This window comes from Enterococcus sp. M-BR2, assembly GCF_056612775.1.
This window is the reverse complement of the sequence record NZ_JBWQXK010000001.1, coordinates 170,557-195,665: the sequence shown is the minus strand read 5'-3', so window position 1 is coordinate 195,665 and position 25,109 is coordinate 170,557. Positions and strand designations below refer to the sequence as shown.

The 25,109-nt window shown below is 36.1% G+C and carries 25 protein-coding genes and 2 pseudogenes; 18 read left to right on the top strand and 9 right to left on the bottom strand.

Translation table 11 applies throughout. The annotated features are described in order from the left end of the window. Window positions 1-93: 93 nt before the first annotated feature. The 5 genes from AC1F25_RS13335 to AC1F25_RS13315 all read right to left on the bottom strand — a co-directional run bounded on the left by AC1F25_RS13335 (window position 94) and on the right by AC1F25_RS13315 (window position 4,460). Complete coding sequence (locus AC1F25_RS13335) at window positions 94-297, bottom strand: hypothetical protein (protein WP_053002112.1); 204 nt, start codon at window positions 295-297, stop codon at window positions 94-96. A gap of 241 nt (window positions 298-538) precedes the next feature. Further along, window positions 539-1,807 carry a PTS ascorbate transporter subunit IIC gene (locus tag AC1F25_RS13330; protein WP_104674743.1) on the bottom strand — a complete coding sequence of 423 codons (1,269 nt, stop codon included), beginning with the start codon at window positions 1,805-1,807 and terminating at the stop codon, window positions 539-541. A gap of 22 nt (window positions 1,808-1,829) precedes the next feature. Next, a complete protein-coding gene (locus tag AC1F25_RS13325; protein ID WP_002343706.1) occupies window positions 1,830-2,108 on the bottom strand; it encodes a PTS sugar transporter subunit IIB in 279 nt (92 codons plus the stop codon). Between the two features lie 392 nt (window positions 2,109-2,500). Beyond that, window positions 2,501-3,411, bottom strand: a protein-coding gene (locus AC1F25_RS13320; RefSeq protein ID WP_301725858.1) for an IS982-like element ISEfm1 family transposase whose coding sequence is annotated in 2 segments (ribosomal slippage) — window positions 2,501-2,560 and window positions 2,563-3,411 — 909 coding nt in all. Because the reading frame shifts where the segments join, the coding sequence is not laid out codon by codon here. A gap of 68 nt (window positions 3,412-3,479) precedes the next feature. Next, a complete protein-coding gene (locus AC1F25_RS13315; RefSeq protein WP_479994356.1) occupies window positions 3,480-4,460 on the bottom strand; it encodes an IS30 family transposase in 981 nt (326 codons plus the stop codon). Between the two features lie 333 nt (window positions 4,461-4,793). Between AC1F25_RS13315 and AC1F25_RS13310 the strand changes: the two genes are divergently transcribed. Continuing rightward, window positions 4,794-5,174, top strand: coding sequence for an HTH domain-containing protein (locus AC1F25_RS13310; RefSeq protein WP_479994355.1), 381 nt, complete (start codon window positions 4,794-4,796; stop codon window positions 5,172-5,174). A gap of 22 nt (window positions 5,175-5,196) precedes the next feature. Here AC1F25_RS13310 and AC1F25_RS13305 read toward each other — a convergent pair whose 3' ends face one another. After that, a complete protein-coding gene (locus AC1F25_RS13305) occupies window positions 5,197-5,877 on the bottom strand; it encodes an IS6-like element IS1216 family transposase (protein WP_179189013.1) in 681 nt (226 codons plus the stop codon). A 127-nt stretch (window positions 5,878-6,004) separates the two neighbouring features. Beyond that, entirely contained in the window at window positions 6,005-6,850 is an 846-nt protein-coding gene (locus tag AC1F25_RS13300; RefSeq protein ID WP_058140288.1) for an AraC family transcriptional regulator, read from the bottom strand. Between the two features lie 167 nt (window positions 6,851-7,017). Here AC1F25_RS13300 and AC1F25_RS13295 point away from each other — a divergent pair, with 167 nt between their 5' ends. From AC1F25_RS13295 to AC1F25_RS13275, 5 genes are all read left to right on the top strand, one after another. Then, complete coding sequence (locus AC1F25_RS13295) at window positions 7,018-8,577, top strand: glycoside hydrolase family 31 protein (protein WP_002340712.1); 1,560 nt, start codon at window positions 7,018-7,020, stop codon at window positions 8,575-8,577. 14 nt (window positions 8,578-8,591) lie between these two features. Further along, the gene (locus AC1F25_RS13290; protein ID WP_308705975.1) at window positions 8,592-9,758 is read left to right on the top strand and encodes an MFS transporter; all 1,167 of its coding nucleotides are present in this window, start codon (window positions 8,592-8,594) and stop codon (window positions 9,756-9,758) included. A gap of 253 nt (window positions 9,759-10,011) precedes the next feature. Continuing rightward, window positions 10,012-10,691, top strand: a protein-coding gene (locus tag AC1F25_RS13285; RefSeq protein WP_002331383.1) for an IS6-like element IS1216 family transposase whose coding sequence is annotated in 2 segments (ribosomal slippage) — window positions 10,012-10,309 and window positions 10,309-10,691 — 681 coding nt in all. Because the reading frame shifts where the segments join, the coding sequence is not laid out codon by codon here. 64 nt (window positions 10,692-10,755) lie between these two features. Then, window positions 10,756-11,367: a recombinase family protein gene (locus AC1F25_RS13280; RefSeq protein WP_104885047.1), complete on the top strand. Its 612-nt coding sequence runs from the start codon at window positions 10,756-10,758 to the stop codon at window positions 11,365-11,367. A 33-nt stretch (window positions 11,368-11,400) separates the two neighbouring features. Beyond that, complete coding sequence (locus AC1F25_RS13275; RefSeq protein ID WP_479994354.1) at window positions 11,401-13,389, top strand: hypothetical protein; 1,989 nt, start codon at window positions 11,401-11,403, stop codon at window positions 13,387-13,389. 154 nt (window positions 13,390-13,543) lie between these two features. Here AC1F25_RS13275 and AC1F25_RS13270 read toward each other — a convergent pair whose 3' ends face one another. Next, window positions 13,544-14,176: an IS6 family transposase gene (locus tag AC1F25_RS13270; RefSeq protein ID WP_479994353.1), complete on the bottom strand. Its 633-nt coding sequence runs from the start codon at window positions 14,174-14,176 to the stop codon at window positions 13,544-13,546. Between AC1F25_RS13270 and clpL the strand changes: the two genes are divergently transcribed. After that, window positions 14,170-16,284: an ATP-dependent protease ClpL gene (gene clpL / locus AC1F25_RS13265; RefSeq protein WP_479994352.1), complete on the top strand. Its 2,115-nt coding sequence runs from the start codon at window positions 14,170-14,172 to the stop codon at window positions 16,282-16,284. The genes AC1F25_RS13270 and clpL overlap by 7 nt on opposite strands. 180 nt (window positions 16,285-16,464) lie before the next feature. Here the strand turns inward: clpL and AC1F25_RS13260 are convergent. Next, window positions 16,465-16,779, bottom strand: a pseudogene (locus AC1F25_RS13260) (transposase); the annotation flags it as partial. Between the two features lie 81 nt (window positions 16,780-16,860). On the opposite strand from AC1F25_RS13260, the gene AC1F25_RS13255 reads away from it, so the two are divergent. From AC1F25_RS13255 to AC1F25_RS13205, 11 genes and pseudogenes are all read left to right on the top strand, one after another. Further along, window positions 16,861-17,088: a hypothetical protein gene (locus AC1F25_RS13255; RefSeq protein WP_002330418.1), complete on the top strand. Its 228-nt coding sequence runs from the start codon at window positions 16,861-16,863 to the stop codon at window positions 17,086-17,088. Window positions 17,089-17,306: 218 nt separating this feature from the next. Further along, the gene (locus AC1F25_RS13250; protein ID WP_002314345.1) at window positions 17,307-17,498 is read left to right on the top strand and encodes a hypothetical protein; all 192 of its coding nucleotides are present in this window, start codon (window positions 17,307-17,309) and stop codon (window positions 17,496-17,498) included. A 517-nt stretch (window positions 17,499-18,015) separates the two neighbouring features. Continuing rightward, entirely contained in the window at window positions 18,016-18,615 is a 600-nt protein-coding gene (locus AC1F25_RS13245; protein WP_010723880.1) for a hypothetical protein, read from the top strand. A 73-nt stretch (window positions 18,616-18,688) separates the two neighbouring features. Further along, window positions 18,689-19,363: a primase C-terminal domain-containing protein gene (locus AC1F25_RS13240; protein ID WP_258076451.1), complete on the top strand. Its 675-nt coding sequence runs from the start codon at window positions 18,689-18,691 to the stop codon at window positions 19,361-19,363. Window positions 19,364-19,614: 251 nt separating this feature from the next. Next, window positions 19,615-19,755: a hypothetical protein gene (locus AC1F25_RS13235; protein ID WP_002316998.1), complete on the top strand. Its 141-nt coding sequence runs from the start codon at window positions 19,615-19,617 to the stop codon at window positions 19,753-19,755. 13 nt (window positions 19,756-19,768) lie between these two features. After that, a pseudogene (locus AC1F25_RS13230) lies at window positions 19,769-21,303 on the top strand (DNA topoisomerase). 6 nt (window positions 21,304-21,309) lie between these two features. After that, window positions 21,310-21,657: a topoisomerase C-terminal repeat-containing protein gene (locus tag AC1F25_RS13225; RefSeq protein WP_479994383.1), complete on the top strand. Its 348-nt coding sequence runs from the start codon at window positions 21,310-21,312 to the stop codon at window positions 21,655-21,657. Window positions 21,658-22,128: 471 nt separating this feature from the next. After that, the gene (locus AC1F25_RS13220) at window positions 22,129-22,317 is read left to right on the top strand and encodes a hypothetical protein (protein ID WP_002311028.1); all 189 of its coding nucleotides are present in this window, start codon (window positions 22,129-22,131) and stop codon (window positions 22,315-22,317) included. 723 nt (window positions 22,318-23,040) lie between these two features. Then, window positions 23,041-23,463 (top strand): cupin domain-containing protein, encoded by a 423-nt coding sequence (locus AC1F25_RS13215; RefSeq protein WP_002307506.1) that lies wholly within the window; start codon window positions 23,041-23,043, stop codon window positions 23,461-23,463. 83 nt (window positions 23,464-23,546) lie between these two features. Continuing rightward, window positions 23,547-24,200, top strand: coding sequence for an ABC transporter ATP-binding protein (locus AC1F25_RS13210; protein WP_002307505.1), 654 nt, complete (start codon window positions 23,547-23,549; stop codon window positions 24,198-24,200). After that, window positions 24,197-24,961, top strand: a complete 765-nt coding sequence (locus AC1F25_RS13205; RefSeq protein ID WP_002311027.1) for an ABC transporter permease — start codon at window positions 24,197-24,199, stop codon at window positions 24,959-24,961. Before AC1F25_RS13210 ends, AC1F25_RS13205 begins: the two co-directional genes overlap by 4 nt. Window positions 24,962-25,109 lie beyond the last annotated feature (148 nt).

Sequence of the window (25,109 nt, the reverse complement as noted above, 5' to 3'; positions counted from 1 at the left end):
CATAGGACAACAATAAACCTTTTGGATGCCAATCTTCAAGATTTCCTCCGAGATGAGTTAGTAATAGTAATAATTTTTTTAGCCCGCAAGTACTTAGATGAGCAGATAATTGAACACCGGCTGAAAACCAGTGACAATGATCTTGTTTAGATTAACAGAAAATTCTGTTGCATGTTTGCGTACGTAACGGACTAAATGATCCAATTGAAGCAGCTGCTTTGGAAAAAAAGATTCAGCATCAGTGCTATATAGCAAAAGGAATACTTGATACCCTAATGTAATCAGCTCTATAGCCACGTGTTCTGACTCACGTGGCGATAACCGATGCTAACCACCTCCTAGATAAATAATTATAGTCGGGCGTCTGCGATTAGTATCAATTTCTGGGATGGTATCCCTCACGTACCCCTTCGCATGAACGGTGAGTTTAGTTTGGGCATTGATAGGGAAAATGTTCATTGCAGTTGTCTCCACTTGAAAGAAAAAAAGGAAAAGAAGCGAGATGCACTTCTTTTCCTAGAATCCATTGTTGGAAAAATTAACCGCCAATATGGAATATATTTAGAATACCATTTAATAAGTTACCGATGACGTTGTAGTCGATGTTAGGGAAAGTTGATCCTTGAATACCAAGTGAACCGTACACTGGGTAAAGAAGAACTGGTAAGAATGCTAATAATAAACCAACAACAAACGATCCTGCGACAGCACCACGCCAACCACCAGTTGAATTACCAAACACGCCCGCTGTACCACCTGAGAAGAAGCAAATATGAGCTGCTGGAATGATGACTACTGGGAATTTGAAAAGAACCATTATTAATACACCTAACAAGCCCGCTGTGTAAGATGAGATGAAACCAACGATAACAGCAGTTGGAGCGTAAGGAAATACAGTTGGTACGTCTAGCGCTGGACGAGAATTTGGAATGAATTTTTCAGAAACAGCTACGAAAGCAGAAGTGATTTCTGATAAGAACATCCGAACTCCTGTCATCAAAATAGACATGCCGGCTGTGAACGTAAAGGCTTGAATTAGAGGGAACACTAACCAATGAGTGCTACCTGCTAGCTTTTTCACTTCAACAGGACCAGCTTTAAGTGCGGATACATAGAAAAGAATTAACATAACAATTGCTACGCCCATTAAGAAATCACGGAAGACAGATAACCAACCAGGGAAATTAATATGTTCTGTTGTTTTGTCTTTATGTTTTTTGAAAATTTTGCCAGTGTAACCAGACAATGCATAACCAACCATGTTAAAGTGTCCTATTGCTTGTGCATCCCCACCAGTTATTTCTCGCATGAATGGTTGACAAAGTTGTGGAAGTGCAGCTGATACGAACCCTAAAATTAAGCCACCAATGATAATTGCAGGAATATCAGCAATTTTGTGTGCTTTTAAGATCAATGAAAGTACACACGCAAAGAATAAACTATGCCCAGTTGTGAAGAAAATATTCTTAAATGGTGTAATACGAGCAAATACTAAGTTCATCACAAACCCTAAAATTAACGTACAACTTGTAACAAATGCAAATTGTGATTGAGCTAGCGCCGTCGCAGCTTCAGGAGAAGCAACAACCCCAACAATATGAAATCCTTTTTGGAACATTGTATTGAAGTTTTGTAGTGTGCCAGTCATGATGGATCCACCAGAACTAAAAATCATAAAACCAATAATTGTTTTAAATGTCCCAGTCATTACTTCAGTGCCTTTTTTCTTTTGGGAAATTAGCCCAATGAAGGCCACTAATCCGAGTAAAACTGCGGGAGTGCTTAAAAAACTAATTGTAAAAGCCATGAATAATTACTCCTTTCTTTGATCAACCCTGTAATGCAGAATCTAATTTTTCTTTGATCTCTTTTTTGTCCATTATATTACGAATCCCAATAATTTTTTGTGGAATTCCTTTTTGGTCTAATTCTTCTGCCACATCAATTAAAGTAATGACCATGTCTCCATCAAACCCATTTAATCCATCTAAAGAAGAATGTTCCACCTGAATTGGGTAATTGTTTTCTTTGACAACTTCATTTACTTTAATCTTTAACATCAAACTTGATCCCACACCTGCTCGGCAGGCTACCAACGCTTTATGCATTTCTTTTTCCTCCTTTCTCAGGTATTCGTTAGAGGATGTAACTTCTTCCTCGCACCTTTATTGTAGAGAATGCGTTTTCAATTCACAATGGATATTTGGTGCTTATTTTGAAAAGAATAAAACAAAAAGTGAACTTAAGGAGAAATAGAGAAAGGCGTATTCAAAGTAAAATGATAGTAATGAAAATCTTGAAGAAAATCTAGTAGCTGTGTGATCTAATTATTATAAGTAAAAGGGAGTTAGAAAATTTTAATCGATAAAAATATGGATTGTAAGAAAAAAATTTTTTAGAGTCTTCAGAAACTTAAAAATTTTTGATTCTAATTTTTTATAATTTTATTTGTCAAATTAAGTTAGACAAATCATCTGGTTACCCGTGGTGCTAGTTAATTTTAATATCCTAAAGAATATCTCAAAGTTCCTTCAAAACGTCGTTGTGCTCGACTTAATAGAGAATACTGTAAGCCAGTAATATGCTTTCAAATCTACTCTCTAGCCCTTTAACAGAACGTGAGTTGAAATTTTGACAACCTAATTTTTCTAAGGAAGAAAAAACAGTCTCAACTGTTTTTCTTTGTTTTACAAGTAAGCTGTGGTCTAGTTTTTCTGATTTATCCATGTTTTTACGTGGCGGAACGGATATAGTAATGCCCTTAAGGGCAAGCTTTTCATGGATTTTATGGCTAATATATCCTTTGTCCCCTAGGATATTGGGAAGATTCGCTTCTTCCGATAAAGTCTCTAACACTTTCACGTCATGGACACCTGGATTCGTGATTGAGTAAGTAATCGGAAAGCCAGTCTTAGTAACGATCATATGAATTTTAAGACCATAAAAATAAGATTTTTTTGTTGAGTTATAGCCAACTTTGGCTATTTGATTCAATAGTTTTGCTTGTCTATTTCTAACTGGTTTACATAATGGACTAGGAAAACTATCTATAATTCCGACTAGTTCACCTTTGGTGAGCTTCTTGATGAAAAAGTATCGAATAATCTTGATAGTGTAAGCTAAGTTTGAACTTAAGCGAGTGAATCGACTCCTACTAGGAAAGTCACCATTAGGAAATAAGACGGAACAAACCGCTCTATACGTGGCTCTTTGGCTAGTATAGCCATTAATTATGCCCCATATAACACAAGCAATAATCACTGTATCGCGTTGCTTCAGTTGATCAGTATTTCTTCGGTTTTTAATCTTATCTGGTACACAATTGTGGTATATGTTAGAAACAGTTCTCATAATTTCCTTGAATGTTATAAAAGTATCTGTATAATGTTCAGTATATTTTGATGAACGCATATGTAGTCCTCATTTTTTGGGAGTTTTGAGACTACTATATGCGTTTTTTTGTTGATTTACCAACATGTTTAGACGTTTTCCTCTAGGAAAAAATTAACTAGTACCACGGGTTCTGGTTTTATATTTCTCAAAAATATTTCCATCGGTGTTTGATACTTTAGAGATTTTCTTGGGTTGTGATTTCGTTTGGAAGCAACAGCTTGAATAAATGATTCTGATACTTCATTGAAGTCCATGGCTTTAACTAATCCATCACGACGTAATAATCCATTTGAATGTTCATTTAGAGCGCGTTGTGACGGGGTGTCTGGATCCGCAAAATAAATATCAATATCATTTTGATTTCCCATAGCTTTCCAATTTGAAAATTCTTTCCCACAGTCAAACGTAATTGATTTAAACAGATGTTTAGGAACCGTTTGAAACCAATGATTAATTCGATTTCCAATGTCCATTGCCTGTCTACCGGCTGGCTTCAATGTAATAATCACTTTTGACAAACGTTCCACCAATGTAATAACAGCACTTTTGTGTTTTCGACCGACAATAGTGTCTCCTTCAAGATGGCCAAACTCGTTTTCAAATTCTGGGTGCTCCTTGATTCGCTCATGTATACTGCGCTGAAAAGCTTGTTTCCCACGTTTTTCTTGGTGTCCATTTGGTTTTCGTTTGCCTTTCATAGGCAAATCACGCACATTAAATGCGCCAGTTTGAAACATTCGATACAGTGTACGGACTGAACAATCAAGTTTCATTTCCGAGCGGCCGACAATCACATCCGGTGTCCACCCTTGAATAACCCTCTTTTGAACATATTCTTTTTGTTCCTCTGGTAAAGCAATAGAGCGTCTACCGCAGCGTTTTTTGTCTTCTTTGTATTGTTGATAGTAGTTCAGTATCGTAGCACCAGTTTTCAAAAGTTGATACACGTTATGAATCGTTTGTCGCGCACGTCCTAAGCATTGCGCAGTTTTGGCAACGGATTGATTATTTTTGAAATAAGACTCTATGATTACTAGTTCGTCTGTTGTAAGATGGGTGTAGGTCATTTGTACTCACTTCTTAATAATTCTTTGGTCGGAACTATTTTGAGTGTAGCACAAATGATCTTTTTAGTTGTCTAGCTTAATTTTACAATCGACGTATTTAAAAATATACAATACAAGGGGGGCAGAAACTTATCAGTATTTGAACAAAAAACAATTTTTTAAAGGTCGTGTAATTTATTTCGTAACTAGCGTTCAAAAAACTAAAGATTTGTCAAAAAAGAAGGTATACTTAATAAAATGGTACCTGTGGATAGGACACTTGTAAAAAAGAGTGTCCAACCTACAGGTATTTTTTGTATACTTGAATTAAGAATATGAGAGTGAGGGGATATTATGAGTAAAATAACTTTTTCAACTAAAGAGATAAACACTCTTCAAAATAATCCAAATGTGCAGCGTGTTAGCGAAAAGGCCATTACTTATACAGACGAATTTAAAAATAGATTTATCGATGACTACCAAGCTGGCAAACTCCCTCGTCAGATTTTTGAGGAGAACGACTTTGATGTGGATGTCATTGGCATAAAGCGAATTGAACAATCAGCTTTCAGATGGAAAAAAGCTTATGAAAAGAATGGCTTGATTGGACTGACAGGTTCGAGAAAAACATCTTCTGGTAGACCCTTAAATCGTACGCTTACACCGTCTGAAATAATTGAGAGGCAAAAGGATAGGATTGAGTGGTTCTGTTGCAAAGTTTTAAATAAAGAATAAAATCCCTTACGGTATCTATGATTTAAGCTGGGATTCCCAATAATACCTTGATTTCAGTACAGACCGAAAACCCGAAGAGAGTGCCTTCTTTTCGGGTTTTCTTATATAATCCTCGAATGGCCTCCATGCCTTTAATCGTGGTAGAGGCAGTGCGTAAACTTCGATAGAATTTATTGCGTCTCTTTACTGGACGATGGTCTTGTTCAATCAAATTATTCAGGTATTTAATGGTACGATGTTCTGTCCCTTGATAAAAGCCGTATTCTTTTAGTTTCTTAAAGGCACTTGTAATAGAGGGGGCTTTATCTGTGACTACAACCTTCGGTTCATCAAACTGCTTCACTAACCGCTTAAGAAAAGCATAGGCTGCTTGTGTGTCCCGTTTTTTACGTAACCAAATATCCAAGGTTAAACCATCTGCATCGATGGCTCGATACAAATAATGCCATTTTCCTTTAATTTTGATGTACGTTTCATCCATTTTCCATGAATAAAAGGATTTTTTATTTTTCTTTTTCCAAATTTGATAGAGTAGTTTGCCATATTCTTGCACCCAACGATAAATCGTCGTATGAGAAACGTTAATGCCACGATCATATAAGATTTCTCGAACTTCACGATAGCTAAGGTTATAACGAAGATAGTAGCCCACGGCTACAATAATCACATCCTGCTGAAATTGCTTTCCTTTAAAATGATTCATCGTCATTCCTCCTGCTATCTTTTTCTATTATTCTACCTTATTTGATAGTAGATTTAAAACTTTGCAACAGAACCTTTTATAGGTACCTCACTAGTAGGAATATACGTTTGAGTTACACATCTTAACACTAATCATATCGCTTTTTCCGATAGTGACTAGGAGAAATTCCATACTTCTTCTTAAACACTTTGGAAAAATAGGAAAGGCTGTTGAAGCCTACTTTTCTAGCTATTTCTTCAATCGACCAACTGGTAGAATAAAGCAATTCTTGGCACATAGATACCCTAAAATCATTAATATATTCCTTCAAACTCGTGCCCACTTGTTTTTTGAAAAGTTGAGATAAATAGGACCGATTGATAGAGAGCTCCAGTGCGAGGTTATTAACGGATAAATCTTCTGTATATCTTTCCTTGATAATAGCAATACACATTTCCACGTATTTTGATTGGTTTGTTAAGTGGTGTTCAAAAGCTGATAATGAACGAACGTCTTCAACATAATTATCTGATTGAATGAATCCTAAAATTGTTAATAGTTGTCCATTTTTCATTAATTCATTCATCTCAGGTTGAGTGTTCATTTTTTCTAAAATAAGATCAATTTCAGAAAGAACCCTACTGGAAAGCGATCGAACAACTATTGGATGACTCAAGCCAATTGACTGTAAAAGCTGCCTGCAATTTTCCCCATCAATCCCTATCCAAACATAGGCCCAAGGATCTATTTGATCGGCTTGATAGAAAACCATTTGATTAGGTTCAATTAGGAAAACATCTCCTCTACTCAACGAATAACTTGCATTTCCTATCTTAAAAATACCTTTTCCATGAAGTACAAAATGAATAATAAAATAGGGTTTTGTTCCGGGGCCATAATAATGTAAGGGTTGACATTCTGACCGTCCAAAGAATTTAAACTGGAAATCCTTCCAAATCGTTAGATCCATCCGATTCATTTCAATTTTTTCCAAAAAGAACCACTCCTTTCAAACAAGTTTACAAAAAACAGGAACATTATTACAAATAATATATAACAAAAGTACAAATAGTGTCAACAATCGCAGATAGCGCTTTCAAAAAACTGGCTTTACAATGTGTATAGAAATTAATTTCAAGAAAAAATGAAAGAGGTTAAAAAATGGAAGACATCAAAATTTTAGAAAAATCATTAACTGAGAGAATAACGATCCCTGCTGTATCAAATGAATACTGGTATGGCGGCTGTGTCATGGATGGTCCCCAATATCCCTTCTCAGTGGAGTCAGGATACACCTTAGAAATGATCACTTTAGATACAGTGAACCAATTTGCTCCAACTTTTGTATCCACAAAAGGTAGAGCAATCTGGAGCGAAAAAGCCTTTAATCTATATTCAGTCGGTAACAATTTTGAAATTTCAGCAACTGCGGATGTCTATTTGTACGAAGGTGGCTCATGCTTAAAAGATGCTCAAAAAGTAATAAGTAAAGAGGTCTACACACTTGGAGAGATGCCTCCAAAAGAATTCTTTGAAATGCCCCAATGGAATTCTTGGATCGAACTACTTTATAAGCAAAATGAAGAAGATATTCTAAAATATGCAAAAGGAATCATAGACAACGGCTTACCTGCTGGAATCATCATGATTGATGATTTATGGGCGGACTATTACGGACGCTGGAAATTCTCAGAAAGAAAATTTCCTCATGCAAAAGAGTTGATTAGCACATTACACGAAATGGGCTTCAAAGTAATGGTTTGGGTGTGTCCATTTGTTACACCCGATACGCCAGAATATCACCAATTAAGAGACGATAATATGCTAATCAAAAATAAAGACGGTAAACCTGTTATTCGAGAATGGTGGAACGGTTACAGTGCCGTACTTGATTTGAGTAATCCTGAGACCTACGCGTGGCTTAAAAATGAATTAATGAGTCTGCAAGACGACTTTGGTGTTGATGGATTTAAGTTTGACGCTGGCGACCCGCGTTTTTACAGTAATGATGATATTTCTTACATGGGTTTAAGCTCTCTTGAGCAGGTTGAACTATGGTCTAGATTCGGATTAGAATTTCCTTTTAATGAATACCGAATGAATTATAAAAATCAAGGTGCACCATTAGTGAATCGTTTACAAGATAAGGAATTTGAATGGGGAAAGAATGGTCTGTCAGAATTGATTCCCTCAACGTTGGCTCAAGGGATGCTGGGGTATCATTTTAGTTGTCCCGACATGATTGGCGGGGGTGAATATCTAAGCTTTTTAGGAAAAACAGAACTCGATCAGGAATTGATTGTTCGTTCCGCACAATGCTCAGCGTTAATGCCTATGATGCAATTTTCTGTTGCTCCATGGCGTGTACTGGATCAAGAGCATCTAGATCTTTGTAAAGCAGCAGCCAATAAGCATGTTGAATACTCTGAATATATCATTGAATTAGCAGAAAATGCTGCTGAAACAGGTGAACCAATTGTGCGTCCTGTGGCTTATGACTATCCTGAAGCGGATCTTCGATATTCAAATACACAATTTATGCTAGGCTCAAAAGTCTTAGTTGCACCTGTATTGGAAAAGTCTGCACAATTTAAAGAAGTTTATTTGCCAAGCGGAAAATGGAAAAATGTTCTGAATCAAGAGGTGTTTTCAGGTCCTACCATTGAAAAAATTGTCGTGGACTTAAAAACAATTCCTGTTTTCGAAAAAGTCGAAGAATAAAGGAGATAGTAATTGTGTCAGAGAAAAAACAATCAATAATGACCAAATTAGCGGTCCTTTCAATCTCGTTAATTTTAATGAGTGGACCAGCGATCAATGGCAGCCTGCCTTTAATGAAAGAATCGCTAGGCGTAAGTCAATCTCAAGTAGAGCTGTTATCAACAATTCCTAACTTTGCTGTGATTATTTTCATCACTCTTTCAAGTTTTATCGCCAATAGGATCGGTCTGAAGAGAACGGTTACCATCGGACTGCTCATCGCAGGTATTGGTGGGGCAATGCCTCTATTATTTCCTACTTACCAGGTCATATTTCTTTCGAGGTTTTTATTAGGTGCGGGGTATGGTTTATTCAATTCGCTAGCCGTAAGTGTCATCAGTACACTATTTAGTGGGGATACTCGTGCAACGTTACTCGGAATCAGAAACTCCACTGAGAGTATAGGGCAAGCAATTTTTACTGCCTTAGCCGGACTGTTGCTCATACTTGGTTGGCGTTACAGTTTTGCAATTTATTTGATCGCTTTCCCGATTTTATTGTTCTTCATCATTTTTGTACCAGATGTGAAAGATGAAAAAGTAGTATCAGAAGAAAAGCAGGTTAAAGAAAAATTACCTGCCTCAGTATATTTCTTCGTATTGTTTGCAATAGTTTTGGTGATGAATAGCTATGCAATTACTGTTAGATTTCCTTCTTTGGCGGCCGAAATAAATGGCATGAATTATAATGCTAGCGGATATTTAGCATTGATGCCAATTATGGGAATTGTTACTGGATTTATATTTGGAGCAGTGAACAAAGTTTTAAAGAAAAATACTGTGATTCTTGGATTGTTGTTAAATATCATAGTCAATCTTCTCATAGGGTTTGCCAGCGGAAATTATGCGATACTTTTAATCGGTTTATTTCTATCAGGCGTTCCCAATGCCTTTTGTTTTCCATATATTTACAATAGCCTTGGCACAATTACCAACAGTAAAAAAAGTCTTAATCTATCCACTTCATTAGTATTAATCGGCTGCAATATTGGAGGATTCATTTCTCCAGTAGCGATGGAAGTCATTCAAAAAGTCACAGGGAGCAATGACTTAGCGGCTCCATTTCCGATTTTTATTGGTTTGATCCTATTGATTTTACTAGGTGTACTATACTTGAATTATGCTCCAAAAAAAATCCTATAAGTAAGCTAAGTAAATAGCAAAGTAAACCGTATGAATAAATGAGGCTGTGACATAAGTCGTAATCCTTAATCGAACAAAAATTGGCTCCCAGAAATCATCTACTGATTTCTGGGAGCCAATTTTTATGTACTCAAGGTGCCAAACCGTTTCATTGCGGCTAACTTTCTCATATTTAATGCGGTTCTGTTGCAAAGTTTTAAATCTACTATCAGATAAGGTAGAATAATAGAAAAAGATAGCAGGAGGAATGACGATGAGTCATTTTAAAGGAAAGCAATTTCAGCAGGATGTGATTATTGTAGCCGTGGGCTACTATCTTCGTTATAACCTTAGCTATCGTGAAGTTCAAGAAATCTTATATGATCGTGGCATTAACGTTTCTCATACGACGATTTATCGTTGGGTGCAAGAATATGGCAAACTACTCTATCAAATTTGGAAAAAGAAAAATAAAAAATCCTTTTATTCATGGAAAATGGATGAAACGTACATCAAAATTAAAGGAAAATGGCATTATTTGTATCGAGCCATCGATGCAGATGGTTTAACCTGGATATTTGGTTACGTAAAAAACGGGACACACAAGCAGCCTATGCTTTTCTTAAGCGGTTAGTGAAGCAGTTTGATGAACCGAAGGTTGTAGTCACAGATAAAGCCCCCTCTATTACAAGTGCCTTTAAGAAACTAAAAGAATACGGCTTTTATCAAGGGACAGAACATCGTACCATTAAATACCTGAATAATTTGATTGAACAAGACCATCGTCCAGTAAAGAGACGCAATAAATTCTATCGAAGTTTACGCACTGCCTCTACCACGATTAAAGGCATGGAAGCCATTCGAGGATTATATAAGAAAACCCGAAAAGAAGGCACTCTCTTCGGGTTTTCGGTCTGTACTGAAATCAAGGTATTATTGGGAATCCCAGCTTAAATCATAGATACTGTAAGGGATTTTATTCTTTATTTAAAACTTTGCAACAGAACCGTTTTTTTCTATGGCTAAAATTGGATATGCTCGAGTAAGCAGTATTGATCAAAATTTAGATAGACAGCTAGAATTGTTATCAAAGTGTGATAAAATTTTTACTGATAAGGCAAGCGGGAAAGATACCAATCGTGAAGGATTTCAAAAAATGATGGAATTCATACGTGAAGGTGATATTGTCGTTGTGACAGAATTAAAACGTCTTGGGCGAAATAATAAAGAGCTAACAGAAACGATGAATTTGATTCAGCTGAAGAAAGCGACTCTGGAAGTTTTGAATTTACCAGCGTTAACAGGGATAACTGATGATAATTTGCGTCGATTACTTAATAACTTAATTATTGAACTATACAAGTACCAGGCGGAAGAAGAACGTCGATATATTCGTGAAACGCAGCAACAAGGTATTGCGCTTGCTAAAGCAAAAGGAAAGTATAAGGGTGGAAAGCCTAAATATCGAGAAAACGATCCACGACTTCAACTAGCATTCAAATTATTCTTGGAAGGATCTACTGATAAAGAAGTTGAAGAACAGACAGGTATAAATCGAAGGACGTTTAGAAGATATAGAATGAAATATGGAATTACGAAAAATTCCAGGATAAGCAAAGAAGAAATTTAGTGTTATTAAATTTTTACTGGAGGTATTTATTGGGTGGAAACGGAATATGTAATTACTAATCCTAAATTTGAAACGGATTTAACGCAATTTAAAAATAGAATTAATGAACTTATGTTAATAACTGATCCATCTATTTTTGAAGTACTAGAAATGTATGAAGCTAGTTCTTTTATAAAAAAAACTATTGATAAATTTTTAAAGGACAATAAAGGAAAATATCTTAGCGTATTTCATAAAAATATATCACTTTTTCAGAATAATTTGACAGATACTAATTTAAAAAGATTTTTTACTATGATATATGATCAAAAACAGCAGTTTTCTTCATTTTTAGTTTTCTTTGAAAAAAATGATTTATCAAAAAAAATGTCCGAAAATTCTTTTCAAGATATAGTCTTTGGTAACGAAATTCCTATCCAATGTTTTCTTAAATCAGAATTTTGGATAGATAAATATCCAAATGCTATTAAAGATTACTTTCTTTCTAAAGATATTAATATAAAGATCTTGTTACAGAATTTTATGGATAGAGGTTCTACTCTTTATATCCCTAAAAATATAACTAAAGATGAATTTTATCAGTTAGCAACTTCATATGTTGAAAATCTAGTAGAGTTTGATGATAAAATTATTGAACCAGATTATAATTTTTTGAATTTTATGAGCAAAAAAATACAAGGACTTGAAGAATACTTAATCGTTGATAAAAATTTGTATAAGAAAATATTAGATCAAGTTGATCATTTGACTGAGAAATTCATGTCTGATAAGCGAACTAAAATTTGTAATACTAAAGTAAAGATTTATACTGACCTAGACGAGTTTAAAAAAAGTACAAATGTTAAAGGATTTGTAGATACTGATTTCTTGAGAAAATATGGAGACTTTGAAACTATTTTGAATGAAATTAAGTATTTAACAGGTTTTTTTACTAACAATGGAATTTTAAATCTATTAAGTTTTAACAATATTGAGAAAGGTTTATTCGATTTTCTTTTGTTTATCAAATCTAAAAGATATTATGAAGAGAATGAGGTATTTGATTTAAAACAAGTAGTTATATTAAGTGAATTGGATATGTTTGGAAAAGTTTTGATGGAAGAACATAATATTCTATTCGAGGATGTAATAGAATATTTTTTTCATGAATATTCGAATGATAATTTTAATCTGAAATGGTTTAAATTAGATATGTCAAGAGATTCAAGTTTAAAAGTACGTACAAAAATTAATTTTACTATTGAAGAATTTATAAGAAAACAATGGAAATTTTTATTAGATGATGGGTATATCGACCCCAAATTATTTAATTTTTCTAATACCCCATCTTTTAGAGAATTAGGTAGTTATTTATCAAATAAATACATTTATTCCAATTCGGATGAGCTTGATCAGTTGCTTATATACTTATTTACAGATCAACATGTTATGGGGATTTATAATGAATTAATTGAGGAGGATAATTTTGTCAATTTAGTTAGCAAACATAAAGTTAAGTATAGTGTATTTTTAGAGTACCAGCAGAAAATAATAGATATTTTGTTAAAAAATAATTTAGTATCAATAAATAAGGACATTCTCTATTTTAATAAAGATCAATTAATTGAGTTAGGTATTTACAAACAAATTTGGATATATGGTGTAATAAATTATTACAACTATCCTAAAATATTACTAATAGAAGATGATAAGAGAAGATATCAAGATAAAATTAATGAATTATTAGATCGTAAAATACTCAGAAGTGAATCAACATTGTTTTCAATTCCTGAAATGAACTATCTAAATTATCTCCTTAATAATAGGCAATATGATAATTCAATAGGATTAAGAAATAAATATGAACATGATTTCATTGCTGAAGATGAAAGTGAGTACAAAAAAGATTATTTATATTCAATAATGGTTTTACTCTTTTACATTGTCAAAATAAATGAAGAGTTTCATTTTAAATTTTTACTTGATAATAGGGAAGGGCTAATAACTGAAGTTTATTCGTTAGAGGATATTTTACCCTCCTAAATAGTAACAGTTAGAATATTAAATTGACAGAAAAATTATTATATAGTTGATTATAAAACTAAGTTTTTAATATAAAAGTTAGTTTTTTGTATGCTTAGGGGGTTCTGTTGCGAAGTTTGAAAATCAAACGCGCCCACTCTGAACTCCAAATATCTTAGGCTGTTATTCCCATTAATACCTTGATTTCAGTAGACACCGAAAAGCCGAAGAGCGTTCCATTTCTTCGGTTCTTTTTATATATTCCTCGAATGGTCTCCATGCCCTTAATCGTGGAAGAGGCTGTACGGAGACTTTGATAAAATTTATTTCGTCGTTTAATAGGTCGATGGTCTTGTTCTATTAAATTGTTAAGATACTTCACAGTTCGGTGCTCTGTCTTAGTATATAAACCCACACTCTGTAACTTTCTAAAGGCGGAGCCAAGAGAAGGTGCTTTATCGGTCACAATTGCTTTCGGCTCACCAAACTGTTTATGGAGTCGTTTTAAGAAAGCATAGGCTGCTTGCGTATCCCGTTTCTTTCGTAACCAGATATCTAAGGTTAAGCCGTCCGCATCAATTGCACGATAAAGATAATGCCAACGTCCTTTAATTTTGATATAGGTTTCGTCCATTTTCCATGAATAGAAGGATTGTCTATTTTTCTTCTTCCAAAGATAATAGAGGACTTTGCTGTACTCTTGCACCCAACGATAAATCGTAGTATGACAAACATTTATTCCACGATCATATAACAATTCCTGAACTTCACGATAGCTTAGATTGTAACGCAGGTGGTAATATGGCAAATTTCTACGGAAATGATCCTTTTTTCAACAATGATATGGATGATGTTTTCAATCAATTATTTCGGCGCATGGATAATCAAAATTCGGAGCGTGCACGGTATTTAGTTAATGGACAATCGTTGACACCGGATGAGTTTGCTCAATACCGAGCAACTGGTAAGCTACCCCAAAATAATAAAACAATAGAAGTATCTAAAGATGGTAAACAGGCTGTTAAAAAAGGAGGGATTTTAGAAAAGTTAGGGACTAATTTGACGGAACAGGCTCGTGATGGATTACTAGATCCAGTGATTGGACGTGAGAAAGAGATTCAAGAAACTGCAGAAATTTTGAGTCGTAGAACGAAAAATAATGCAATCTTAGTTGGTGATGCCGGTGTAGGTAAAACTGCAGTCGTCGAAGGTCTGGCACAAGCAATTGTGGCTGGTAAAGTTCCAGAAACGATTCAAGATAAAGAAATCTATTCGATTGATTTATCGTCTTTGGAAGCGGGAACTCAATATCGCGGTTCTTTTGAAGAAAATATTAAACAGCTGGTAGAGGAAGTTAAAGCAGCTGGTAATATTATTCTATTCTTCGATGAAATTCATCAGATTCTCGGCACGGGTGCCACTGGTGGTGAAGATGGTGGCAAAGGATTGGCTGATATCATTAAACCTGCTTTGTCACGTGGCGAGCTGAGTGTAATCGGGGCTACGACTCAAGATGAATATCGCAATACTATTTTGAAAAATGCGGCTTTGGCACGGCGATTCAATGATGTTGTGATTAATGAACCGACGGCCGCTGACACTTTACGTATATTACAAGGTGTTAAAGAGCTGTACGAAAAACATCATCATGTTGTATTACCAGATGATGTTTTGAAGGCGGCTGTGGATTATTCAATCCAATATATACCACAACGCACTTTGCCAGATAAAGCTATCGATTTGATCGACATGACTGCGGCTCATTTAGCGGCTAAAAATTCGCAAACTGATGTTGAGACATTGGATCAACGCCTTAAAAAATTAGAGGCAGCTAAGGAGGCCGCCATTAAAGCGGAGGACTTTACAAAAGCCGCTGATATCAAGAAGTCGATCGAGGAAACCAAGCAAAAAATTAAAGAAACGGATCAAAAAGAAAAAATCACTGCCACGATTGATGATGTGGCACAATCGGTTGAACGTTTAACTGGTATACCAGTTTCTGATATGGGCGCTAATGATATTGAGCGCTTGAAAAATCTTGATAAGCGTCTGAAAAGTAAGGTAATCGGTCAAGATGAAGCGGTTGAAATGGTAGCAAAAGCAATTCGGCGTAACCGTGCGGGCTTTTCAGAGGGTGATCAGCCGATTGGAAGTTTTCTGTTTGTGGGCCCAACTGGCGTAGGAAAGACTGAATTAGCTAAGCAATTAGCCTTAGATATGTTTGGAAATGAAAATGCGATTATTCGGCTAGATATGAGTGAATATGCTGATCGTACAGCTGTGTCGAAATTAATTGGTACCTCGGCTGGATACGTAGGCTATGAAGATAATGCTAATACTCTAACTGAACGGGTTCGGCGTAATCCATATTCCATTGTATTATTAGATGAAATTGAAAAGGCTCATCCACAAGTATTAACGTTACTGTTACAAGTGATGGATGATGGGCGCTTAACGGATGGACAAGGCAATGTCATTAATTTCAAAAATACGATTATTATTGCTACTTCTAATGCTGGCTTTGGTAATGAATCATTAAGTGGTGACGAGCAACGAGATCAGTCATTAATGGATAAGTTAGCACCATTTTTCCGCCCAGAATTTCTGAACCGTTTTAATGGAATCGTGGAATTTTCACATCTGACTAAGCAAGACTTAAGTCAAATTGTCGATTTGATGTTGGCGGATGTACAAAAAACTTTAGCCAAAAAATCCATCAAACTTGAGGTAACTAAAGCGGCTAAAGATTGGCTGATGGAACAAGGCTATGATGAAGCAATGGGTGCGCGGCCATTACGGCGAGTAATTGAACAACAAATTCGTGATAAGGTAACGGATTTCTACCTTGACCACTTAGATGTCAAAAACTTGAAGGTTGATTTAGTGGATGATGAGATTGTGATATCGGCAGCTTAGCTTAAATCAGTGTTCATAAATAACTTTATATAAGAGGAGATTTATTGGGAAGGAGATTGCTTGATAAATCTCCTTTTTTCGTTGATTTTCACCATTTGATATTAATCTATTGAGTAATATGGGTAGCGTCAAGAATCTTGTGTAAATGAAATGCCTCCGTACATATAATATGTAGTTAATTTAAATAAAGGATGATTCTAGGGTGTCCTGAAGTCCTTTGAATCCGCGATGGATTCGCTTCATGGACTTCTCGTTGTAGACATTAAACTGAGAAACCAGGAATCGATCCAGTGAATCTTCCGTTGGAAATTGTTCTTTGTGGTTGGTGTTGCGTTTGAGATGCTTGTTAAAGTTCTCAATCAAGTTGGTTGAATACAATGAACCGCGAATAGCTGGTGGGAAATCCATGAAAGTGAGCAGATTCGGCATTTTAAGCAGATTTTTGATTAACTTGGGATAGGTCTGATACCAGTTGTTGGCGAAGTCATTCAATTTTCGTACCTGGCATGACATTTAGTGGGACTTCTGAACGAAATGAAGTTGATTACTGATGAATATAACTAGGAAATGACGCAATTGATTGGGGATATGGACCTTGAAGATGCCAAAATTAGCATAGAAGATCTAAGTGTTTATACGAACGATGATCAAACCTATTTCGTCGTTTTTGATCTCAAATATGAAGGATTGGATTCAAATCAAGTCCTTGTTTATGTAGCATCCGATCACGTCAGTTATTCCAATATAATCGATCATTATGAGCTAATCGCAACAAATACCAAATTAAAAAAGTGGAATAGATGATGGCTATTTTCGAAAAAGTCTCTTACTTTATTTCTATCGATCATCGGTAAAGTATCGTCGGTCGGTCACAAATCAAGTCAAACACCTGGAACGGGTGACGAGCAATGAATTTGATCAATTCAAAAATAAAGTAGCTTTTGAAAAGCTGCAGCGTGAAATCGAACAAGCAAAAATGAGTCAAGAGTCAGACCTATTCAATTAGGAGAAAGAGGAAAGTCATGGAAAATTATTACTTTATCAATAGCGTGGATCCAGAGAACCAAATGATGCGTATTCAAGAAGTGGGTGCTGGCGAAATGAGTGCGCAACAGGTACGTATCACGAAAGAGGATGCCGATGTTTATTCTTTAATGTTGGATGAAGCAACGCAAGAAGGGGAGCCGCTGATCGTTCAGCTGGATCTAAAATAAAGTCAAAATCAGCCGTAGAAAAAATTTTTTCGACCAGTACAAATAAAAACCGATTTTCTTTTTTTAGAAAGTCGGCTTTTAATAACGAAGCTAATTTAGTTGAAGTAGTTGCTCAATAATCGAAGAGCTGCCTGGTAAAAATAAAAGTAGACTACCTATGACTAACAAGATCCCTAAAACAAAACAGGCTATTACGAATTTGGTTGATCTAGATACTTCTTTATTTGAAACACTTATGATCAACAAAGTTATACCGACAGCTAACGTTAAAAAATACCAAAATCCCATTGTTATCGCCCACTTTCTTTGAATAGTTTTTACTTTCAAACTGTTTAATAAATTTTATCATAGACAAGAAGAACTAATCCTTGTACAAGAAAAATATATGTAAAGTTTAAACTTTCTTATACTATATAGGTTGAATTAAATACTTTACATCCGCACGCACAGTCGGTCAATCACTACCAAGCCAGGTAAAAGCAAAGGGGCTATTTTTGCGTATCGCTCAAAATCAAGCATGATTGGCGGACGTGGCGTTGTTCTGACTTCCGAAGAAGCGATTCACGAAAACAAAGATACATTTACGCATTGGACACCCAACGTTTATCGTTATGGAACATATGCAGACGAAAATCGCTCATATACTAAAGGGCATTCTGAAAATAATTTAAGACAAATCAATACATTCTTTATTGATTTTGATATTCACACGGCAAAAGAAACTATTTCAGCAAGTGATATTTTAACAACAGCTATTGATTTAGGTTTTATGCCTACAATGATTATCAAATCTGATAAAGGTTATCAAGCATATTTTGTTTTAGAAACTCCAGTCTATGTGACTTCAAAATCAGAATTTAAATCTGTCAAAGCAGCCAAAATAATCTCGCAAAATATCCGAGAATATTTTGGAAAGTCTTTGCCAGTTGATCTAACGTGCAATCATTTTGGGACTGCTCGCATACCAAGAACGGACAATGTAGAATTTTTTGATCCCAATTACCGTTATTCTTTCAAAGAATGGCAAGATTGGTCTTTCAAACAAACAGATAATAAGGGCTTTACTCGTAAGTCTAACGGTTTTAAGCGGTACAAAAGGCAAAAAACAAGTAGATGAACCCTGGTTTAATCTCTTATTGCACGAAACGAAATTTTTAGGAGAAAAGGGTTTAGTAGGGCGCAATAGCGTTATGTTTGCTCTCTCTTTAGCTTACTTTAGTTCAGGCTATTCAATCGAAACGTGCGAATATAATATGTTTGAGTTTAATAATCGATTAGATCAACCCTTAGAAGAAAAAGAAGTAATCAAAATTGTTAGAAGTGCCTATTCAGAAAACTATCAAGGGGCTAATAGGGAATACATTACCATTCTTTGCAAAGCTTGGGTATCAAGTGATTTAACCAGTAAAGATTTATTTGTCCGTCAAGGGTGGTTTAAATTCAAGAAAAAAAGAAGCGAACGTCAACGTGTTCATTTGTCAGAATGGAAAAAAGATTTAATGGCTTATATTAGCGAAAAAAGCGATGTATACAAGCCTTATTTGGTGACGACTAAAAAAGAGATTAGAGAAACGCTAGGCATTCCTGAGCGGACATTAGATAAATTGCTGAAGGTACTGAAAGCGAACCAGGAAATTTTCTTTAAGATTAAATCAGGAAGAAATGGTGGTATTCAACTTGCTAGTGTTAAATCATTGTTGCTATCGATCATTAAAGTAAAAAAAGAAGAAAAAGAAAGCTATATAAAGGCGCTGACAAATTCTTTTGACTTAGAGCATACATTCATTCAAAAGACTTTAAACAAGCTAGCAGAACGCCCCAAAACGGACACACAACTCGATTTGTTTAGCTACGATACAGGCTGAAAATAAAACCCGCACTATGCCATTACATTTATATCTATGATACGTGTTTGAAAGAGAAGACGAAAACGGAGATAAAAAATATTTTATCGGTACATTTCAAAGCGATAAGTTGAAACGACTCACTCCATATAAAGATGATAAAGAGGAATTGGCTCAACAGCTTAAAAAACAGTAAGACCAACATAGAGAACAAAAGCAAGAACAAACAATAGCTTTACAAAGAGAAGAAGAAAAATAAAGGAGAATGAGCTATGAATTTTCTACAAAATAATTTCCAAACTTTATATTTAGGTGCAGCTGCAGGAGATATTCAAGGAAGAATTTCCGGAGCATTAACAACAGTTCAATCCGTATTGACAGGTATACAAGATCGTCAAAAAGCATTTAGATGAAGCGGAAACAATCGTGATTGCGACCGACAGCGACCGAGAAGGTGAAGCAATCGCCCGCTTGATTATCAACCTTTCGGGAAATAGCCGGAAAACCATTAAACGTTTATGGATCAACTCGCTTGAAACTAGCGAAATCAAAAAAGGATTTCAAAATCTGAAGGACGGACAGGCGTTTTATTCCACTTACAAAGAAGCAGAAACCCGACAAATCGCTGATTGGCTGGTAGGAATCAATCTCACCCGTCTTTACACGCTTTATATGCAGAAAAACGGCATGAGAGGCGTGTTTAGCGTTGGACGCGTCCAACCCCCGACTTTGTTCTTGATTTACAACGCAACGAAGAAATCAAACATTTCGTCAGCAAGCCATTTTATGAGTTGTATGCCACTTTCACACACTCGAATGGTAAGTACAAAGGGAAATACAAAGAGCGGTTTGATACACTCGAAAACCTTGACGGGTTCAAAGAAACCAATCAGCTAGAGCAAGCGGAGAATGCCGAAGTAACAAATGTCAAAGTGGAAGAAAAACGGCAGTATGCGCCGAAACTCTTTAGCTTGTCTGATTTACAATCTTTCGCGAACAAACGCTTTAAGTACAGTGCCGACAAAACGCTTTCGATCGCTCAAAAACTCTATGAAAAAAAGGTGCTTTCTTATCCAAGAAGCGATACCAATTATATTGGTAGCCCCGAATTTGACTACCTGAAAAGCAACCTCAGTCGGTATCTCGAACTAGCAGGAGTGGGCATTTCCGAACCGCAGCTAAACGAAAATAAACGGTATGTAGATGGAAGCAAAGTACAAGAACACTATGCGATTATTCCAACGAAGACATTGCCGAAGCTCAGTGATGTAACGAAAGACGAAAAAAACATTTATCTTCTGGTCTTGTATCGTACCCTCGCAATTTTTGAAAAGCCGTATATCTATGACGAAACCACCATTGATACAGCGATCAATCAGGTTCTGTTCCAATCAAAAGGGAAGACAGAAAAAGAGCGTGGATGGAAACGACTATATAAACAGGAAGAAAAAGACAAGGACGACCCACTTTTACCAGAAGTAACCGTCAATGATTCAGTGGCTTTCGCCCTTGAAACAAAGGAAGGGAAAAACCAACCCCCCAATTACTATACAGAGGGCACACTGCTAACCGCCATGAAACATGTCGGACGGGCAATGGACGATAAAGACAGCAAAGACATTCTTAAAGAAACCGAAGGGATTGGAACCGAGGCCACTAGAGCCAGTATCATTGAAACCTTGAAGAAACAGGACTACATCACGATCAGTAAGAGTAAAATCTATGTGACAGAAAAAGGCGAATTGTTGTGCCGCATAATTGCAGAGGACGAAATCGACAATGCCGGCATGACTGCCCAATGGGAACGCTATTTGAAAAAGATCCGAAGCCAACAAGGCACACAAGAAGCTTTTTTAGGCAGTATCGAGCGGTTTGTGCAGCACCTCATTGAAAAAGTGCCACAAAACTTCCAAGACAAAAAAGAAAACATTGCAGATGTAGCCGGTCATATGGAACAATAAAATGTGATGGGTACGTGTCCGAAATGTCAAAACAGCGTAGTAGACAAAGGAAAATTTTATGGCTGTTCGGGCTACAAAGACGGTTGCAAATTTACGCTTCCTAAAAGATGGAGCCAAAAAGCACTCACAAAGAAAAATGTCCAAGATTTATTAAGCAAAAGAGAAACGAGTTTAATCAAAGGGTTCAAAAGTAAAAAAGGAAGCAATTTCTCGGCAAAGTTAACACTGAATGACGAAATGAAATTAGCTTTTGAATTTCCAAAAAATAAAAACACAAGATCTAGACCTTGCCCCTTTTGGAAAAAAGGGGCAAGCCCCCAAAATCGTCTCAGTCACCCAGTTGTAATAGCCTAAAACTGAATAACACTTAAATAAGTCAAGGAACGGGTAAGTATTTTTTGGCAGACCACCAAAAAATCTCCACCCTCACAGTCCTTGACTTCTTTATTTTTGGCTGTGGGCTGTCGTCGCCGACAGTCAAACCAGTTGTAAAAAATATTTGCTAGCTTGCCTGTCGCTAAAATAGTGTACCGCCAAAAAACGCTTGAAAGGAATTTTTCTTTTGCTCGCTTGTTGCTTTGTAAGAATAAGTAGCTATTCTGCAAATAACCCTAATATTTCGTATTTCTCTAAAAAACCAGTGTTTGAGAGGGAAGTTCTACGCTCATTTCAGATTGATCTATGGGTAACTATCCATGAAAATACCTGTAAACCGCTCTTTTTTCAGTTTTTTTAAAGAGAGAGAAAATAAAAATAAAATACCAACTTTTTACGTATATTAATAACGAAGGACTTAAATATAGGATGATCAAAGGAGGCGTTCTTATGTATGAAGACGAATGGAGAGAATACTATGCAACCAAAAATGAGAGCATACATATTACGAGAAACAAACTCATTTTCCAATGCAATGAAGGAATCGCTCTGTCTACTCATAAAACGGAAATTGAAAGAATCATGCATGCATTGGCACTTAAACTCTTATTACTGGAGTTAAATTCATATGATTTTTAATCTGCAAAAAAGTTTATAGCACCGTCGCTTATACCAGAAAATATAACAAACGCCGCATTGTTTTTTTGTGCACTTTAATAATCTATTCAACTAAGGAATTAAGCTGGCTGTCAAGAGAGTAATATCGTATTGAATCTCAGGTGGAAATTTTCTGCGGTATCTTTTTTGACTGAAATGACATTAGTGTCTTTTGGGGATTGTGTATGTAAGTATTTTTTAAAATCATTTTAACAAGTTTTGGACAAAAATTCTCATGAAAAAACAGAATTTAAATAGCATGATAAATTAGAGAAGATAGTTTAATGTGCTTATAGGAACACACCACTTTTACAGTCACAATCAATAACCTTGCTACTTTCTTTCGAAATTGATAAGAGTCTAAAGGATTGACAACGCTTGATAGTGAGCATAAACTTAATGTACGCTAGTTAGTTTACAAGTGTAAACTAAAAAAGTATGATGTGTCGTCTCTGAAATTCTCCCTGATTCAAGTCATAACCAGAGTACATATCGGTTATTTTTTGATTCCATATTTTTTCCTTTATGTGCTGAGGATTAAGGGGTACCAATTGTAATTGCGCGTTATATGGTCTTTGTTTAGAATCGCTCTCCAAAAAGCCAATTTTTTGCATAGAATTTTTAGATGTGGTACCATTAATTAGAATTATTATAAATAAGAAGTAGGTATCATTGTTTCAGTACAAAGACTAGGAGGAATGGAAGATGGAAATAGACTACAAGGATCATGGGAAGAAGCCGTATATCATTAATATTGAAGACGCCACCACAGGAAATGATAATTACCGGACGACCATTTGGACAGGCAGTAAACTGCAAGTCACCGTAATGTCCATTCAACCGGGCGATGACATCGGTTTGGAAGTGCACGAAGGCATTGACCAATTTATCCGTATTGAAGAAGGAGAAGGCGTGTGTAAAATGGGGCCTTCTAAAGATAACTTACATGTTCAACAAAAAGTGATGGATGATGACGCCGTATTTGTTCCGGCGGACATGTGGCACAACATCGAAAACACCGGTGATAAGCCGCTCAGACTGTATACCATTTATGCTGGTCCAGATCACCTTGAAGGAACGGTTCACCCTACTCATGAAGACGCCAAAAACGATCCAAACGAACACTGAGGTACACTAGGATGAAACAAAAGCCCTGCACCCGTATGGATGGTCCACTGGTGCAGGGCTTTTTTATAAAGGAGAGAAGTGGTATGAGTGATTCATTGTTTCAATTAGAGAAGGTTGGTTTTCAGGCAAACGGAAACCAAATCCTTCAAGATATCTCTTTTACAGTAAACAAAGGGGAAGTGATTGTTTTTTCTGGTCCTTCTGGAAGTGGGAAAAGTACCCTTTTGAAATTAATTGGTACGCTGCTTTCCCCAACTTCCGGAAAAATTTATTATCGAGGTACGGATCTGCAAAAAATCGATCCTGTGGAGTATAGAAAAGAAGTCTCTTATTTCTTTCAAAACGCTTCTCTATTCGATGAGACAGTTCAAGAGAACTTGTCTTTTCCTGCCCGCATAAGAGAAGAAGGATTTGATCGGGAACGTGCAAAAAAATTGTTAGAACGAGTTCAAATACCTGAAACTTACTTATCGAAAGAGGTCAAGGAACTATCAGGAGGGGAAAAACAACGGGTTGCATTGGTCCGAAATTTGATGTATCAACCGAAAGTGTTGCTCCTGGATGAAGTTACCAGTTCATTGGACCAAGAAAACAGAGCGATTGTCCTTGATTTAGTCCGAGACATGATGAAAGACCAACAAACTACGGTGTTGGCCGTCACTCACAACCAGGAAGAAATCGACCAAGCTTCTCGTCTGATTACTATCAAAGGTGGAAAAATGGAGGAATCGAAATGACAAACAATTTGGAAATCAGTAATCTTTCTTTGCTTTTATCTTCTGTCCTCTTGATAGTTGCCTTGTTGATTGATTACAAAGAGAAATTGGGATTAGGAAACGACATTTTTATTGCGGGAATTCGCGCTGTCGTTCAATTATTCCTTATTGGATATGTATTGAGCTACGTATTACGAGTGGATAACAACTTTCTCACTTTAGCGATGGTTTTGTTCATTGTGTTCAACGCTTCTTATAACGCCCATACACGCAGTGAGGGGATCAACCGCTCTTTTAAAATTTCAACGACGGCTATTGGAGTAGGAACAGCCTTGTCCTTACTCATTCTTGTTTTTTCAGGAGTCATTGACTGGACCCCTTCCCAAATCGTTCCAATTACAGGCATGATTGCCAGCAACGCCATGACTGCGATTGGAGTGACCTATCGGTCTTTGAATTCAAAATTTACGGACCAACGCCAACAGGTATTGGAAAAATTGGCATTGGGAGCCAATAAAAAACAAGCGTCCATGAGTATTGTAAGAGAAAGCGTCAAAACGGGCATGGCTCCTTCTATTGACCGAACAAAAACGGTTGGACTTGTCAGCCTACCAGGTATGATGTCAGGGTTGATTTTTGCGGGAATTGATCCTGTTCAAGCGATTCGTTACCAAATTGTTGTGATGTTTATGTTGATTTCAGTTACTGCGATTTCTTCATTTATTGCTAGTTATATGGCTTACCGTGAGTTTTATAACAATCGCAGTCAATTAATTATATGATTTGGGATGATACACTACTCTTAAAACCAGTGGTTACAATTTTATGTAGTTAAAAGAAGACCTCACGAGAATAATTGCAAAAAGAACTTCATTTTTTAAGGAAGAAGGATATTTTTGTCATCGAATCTTTGGAACGACTAGGGCGAAA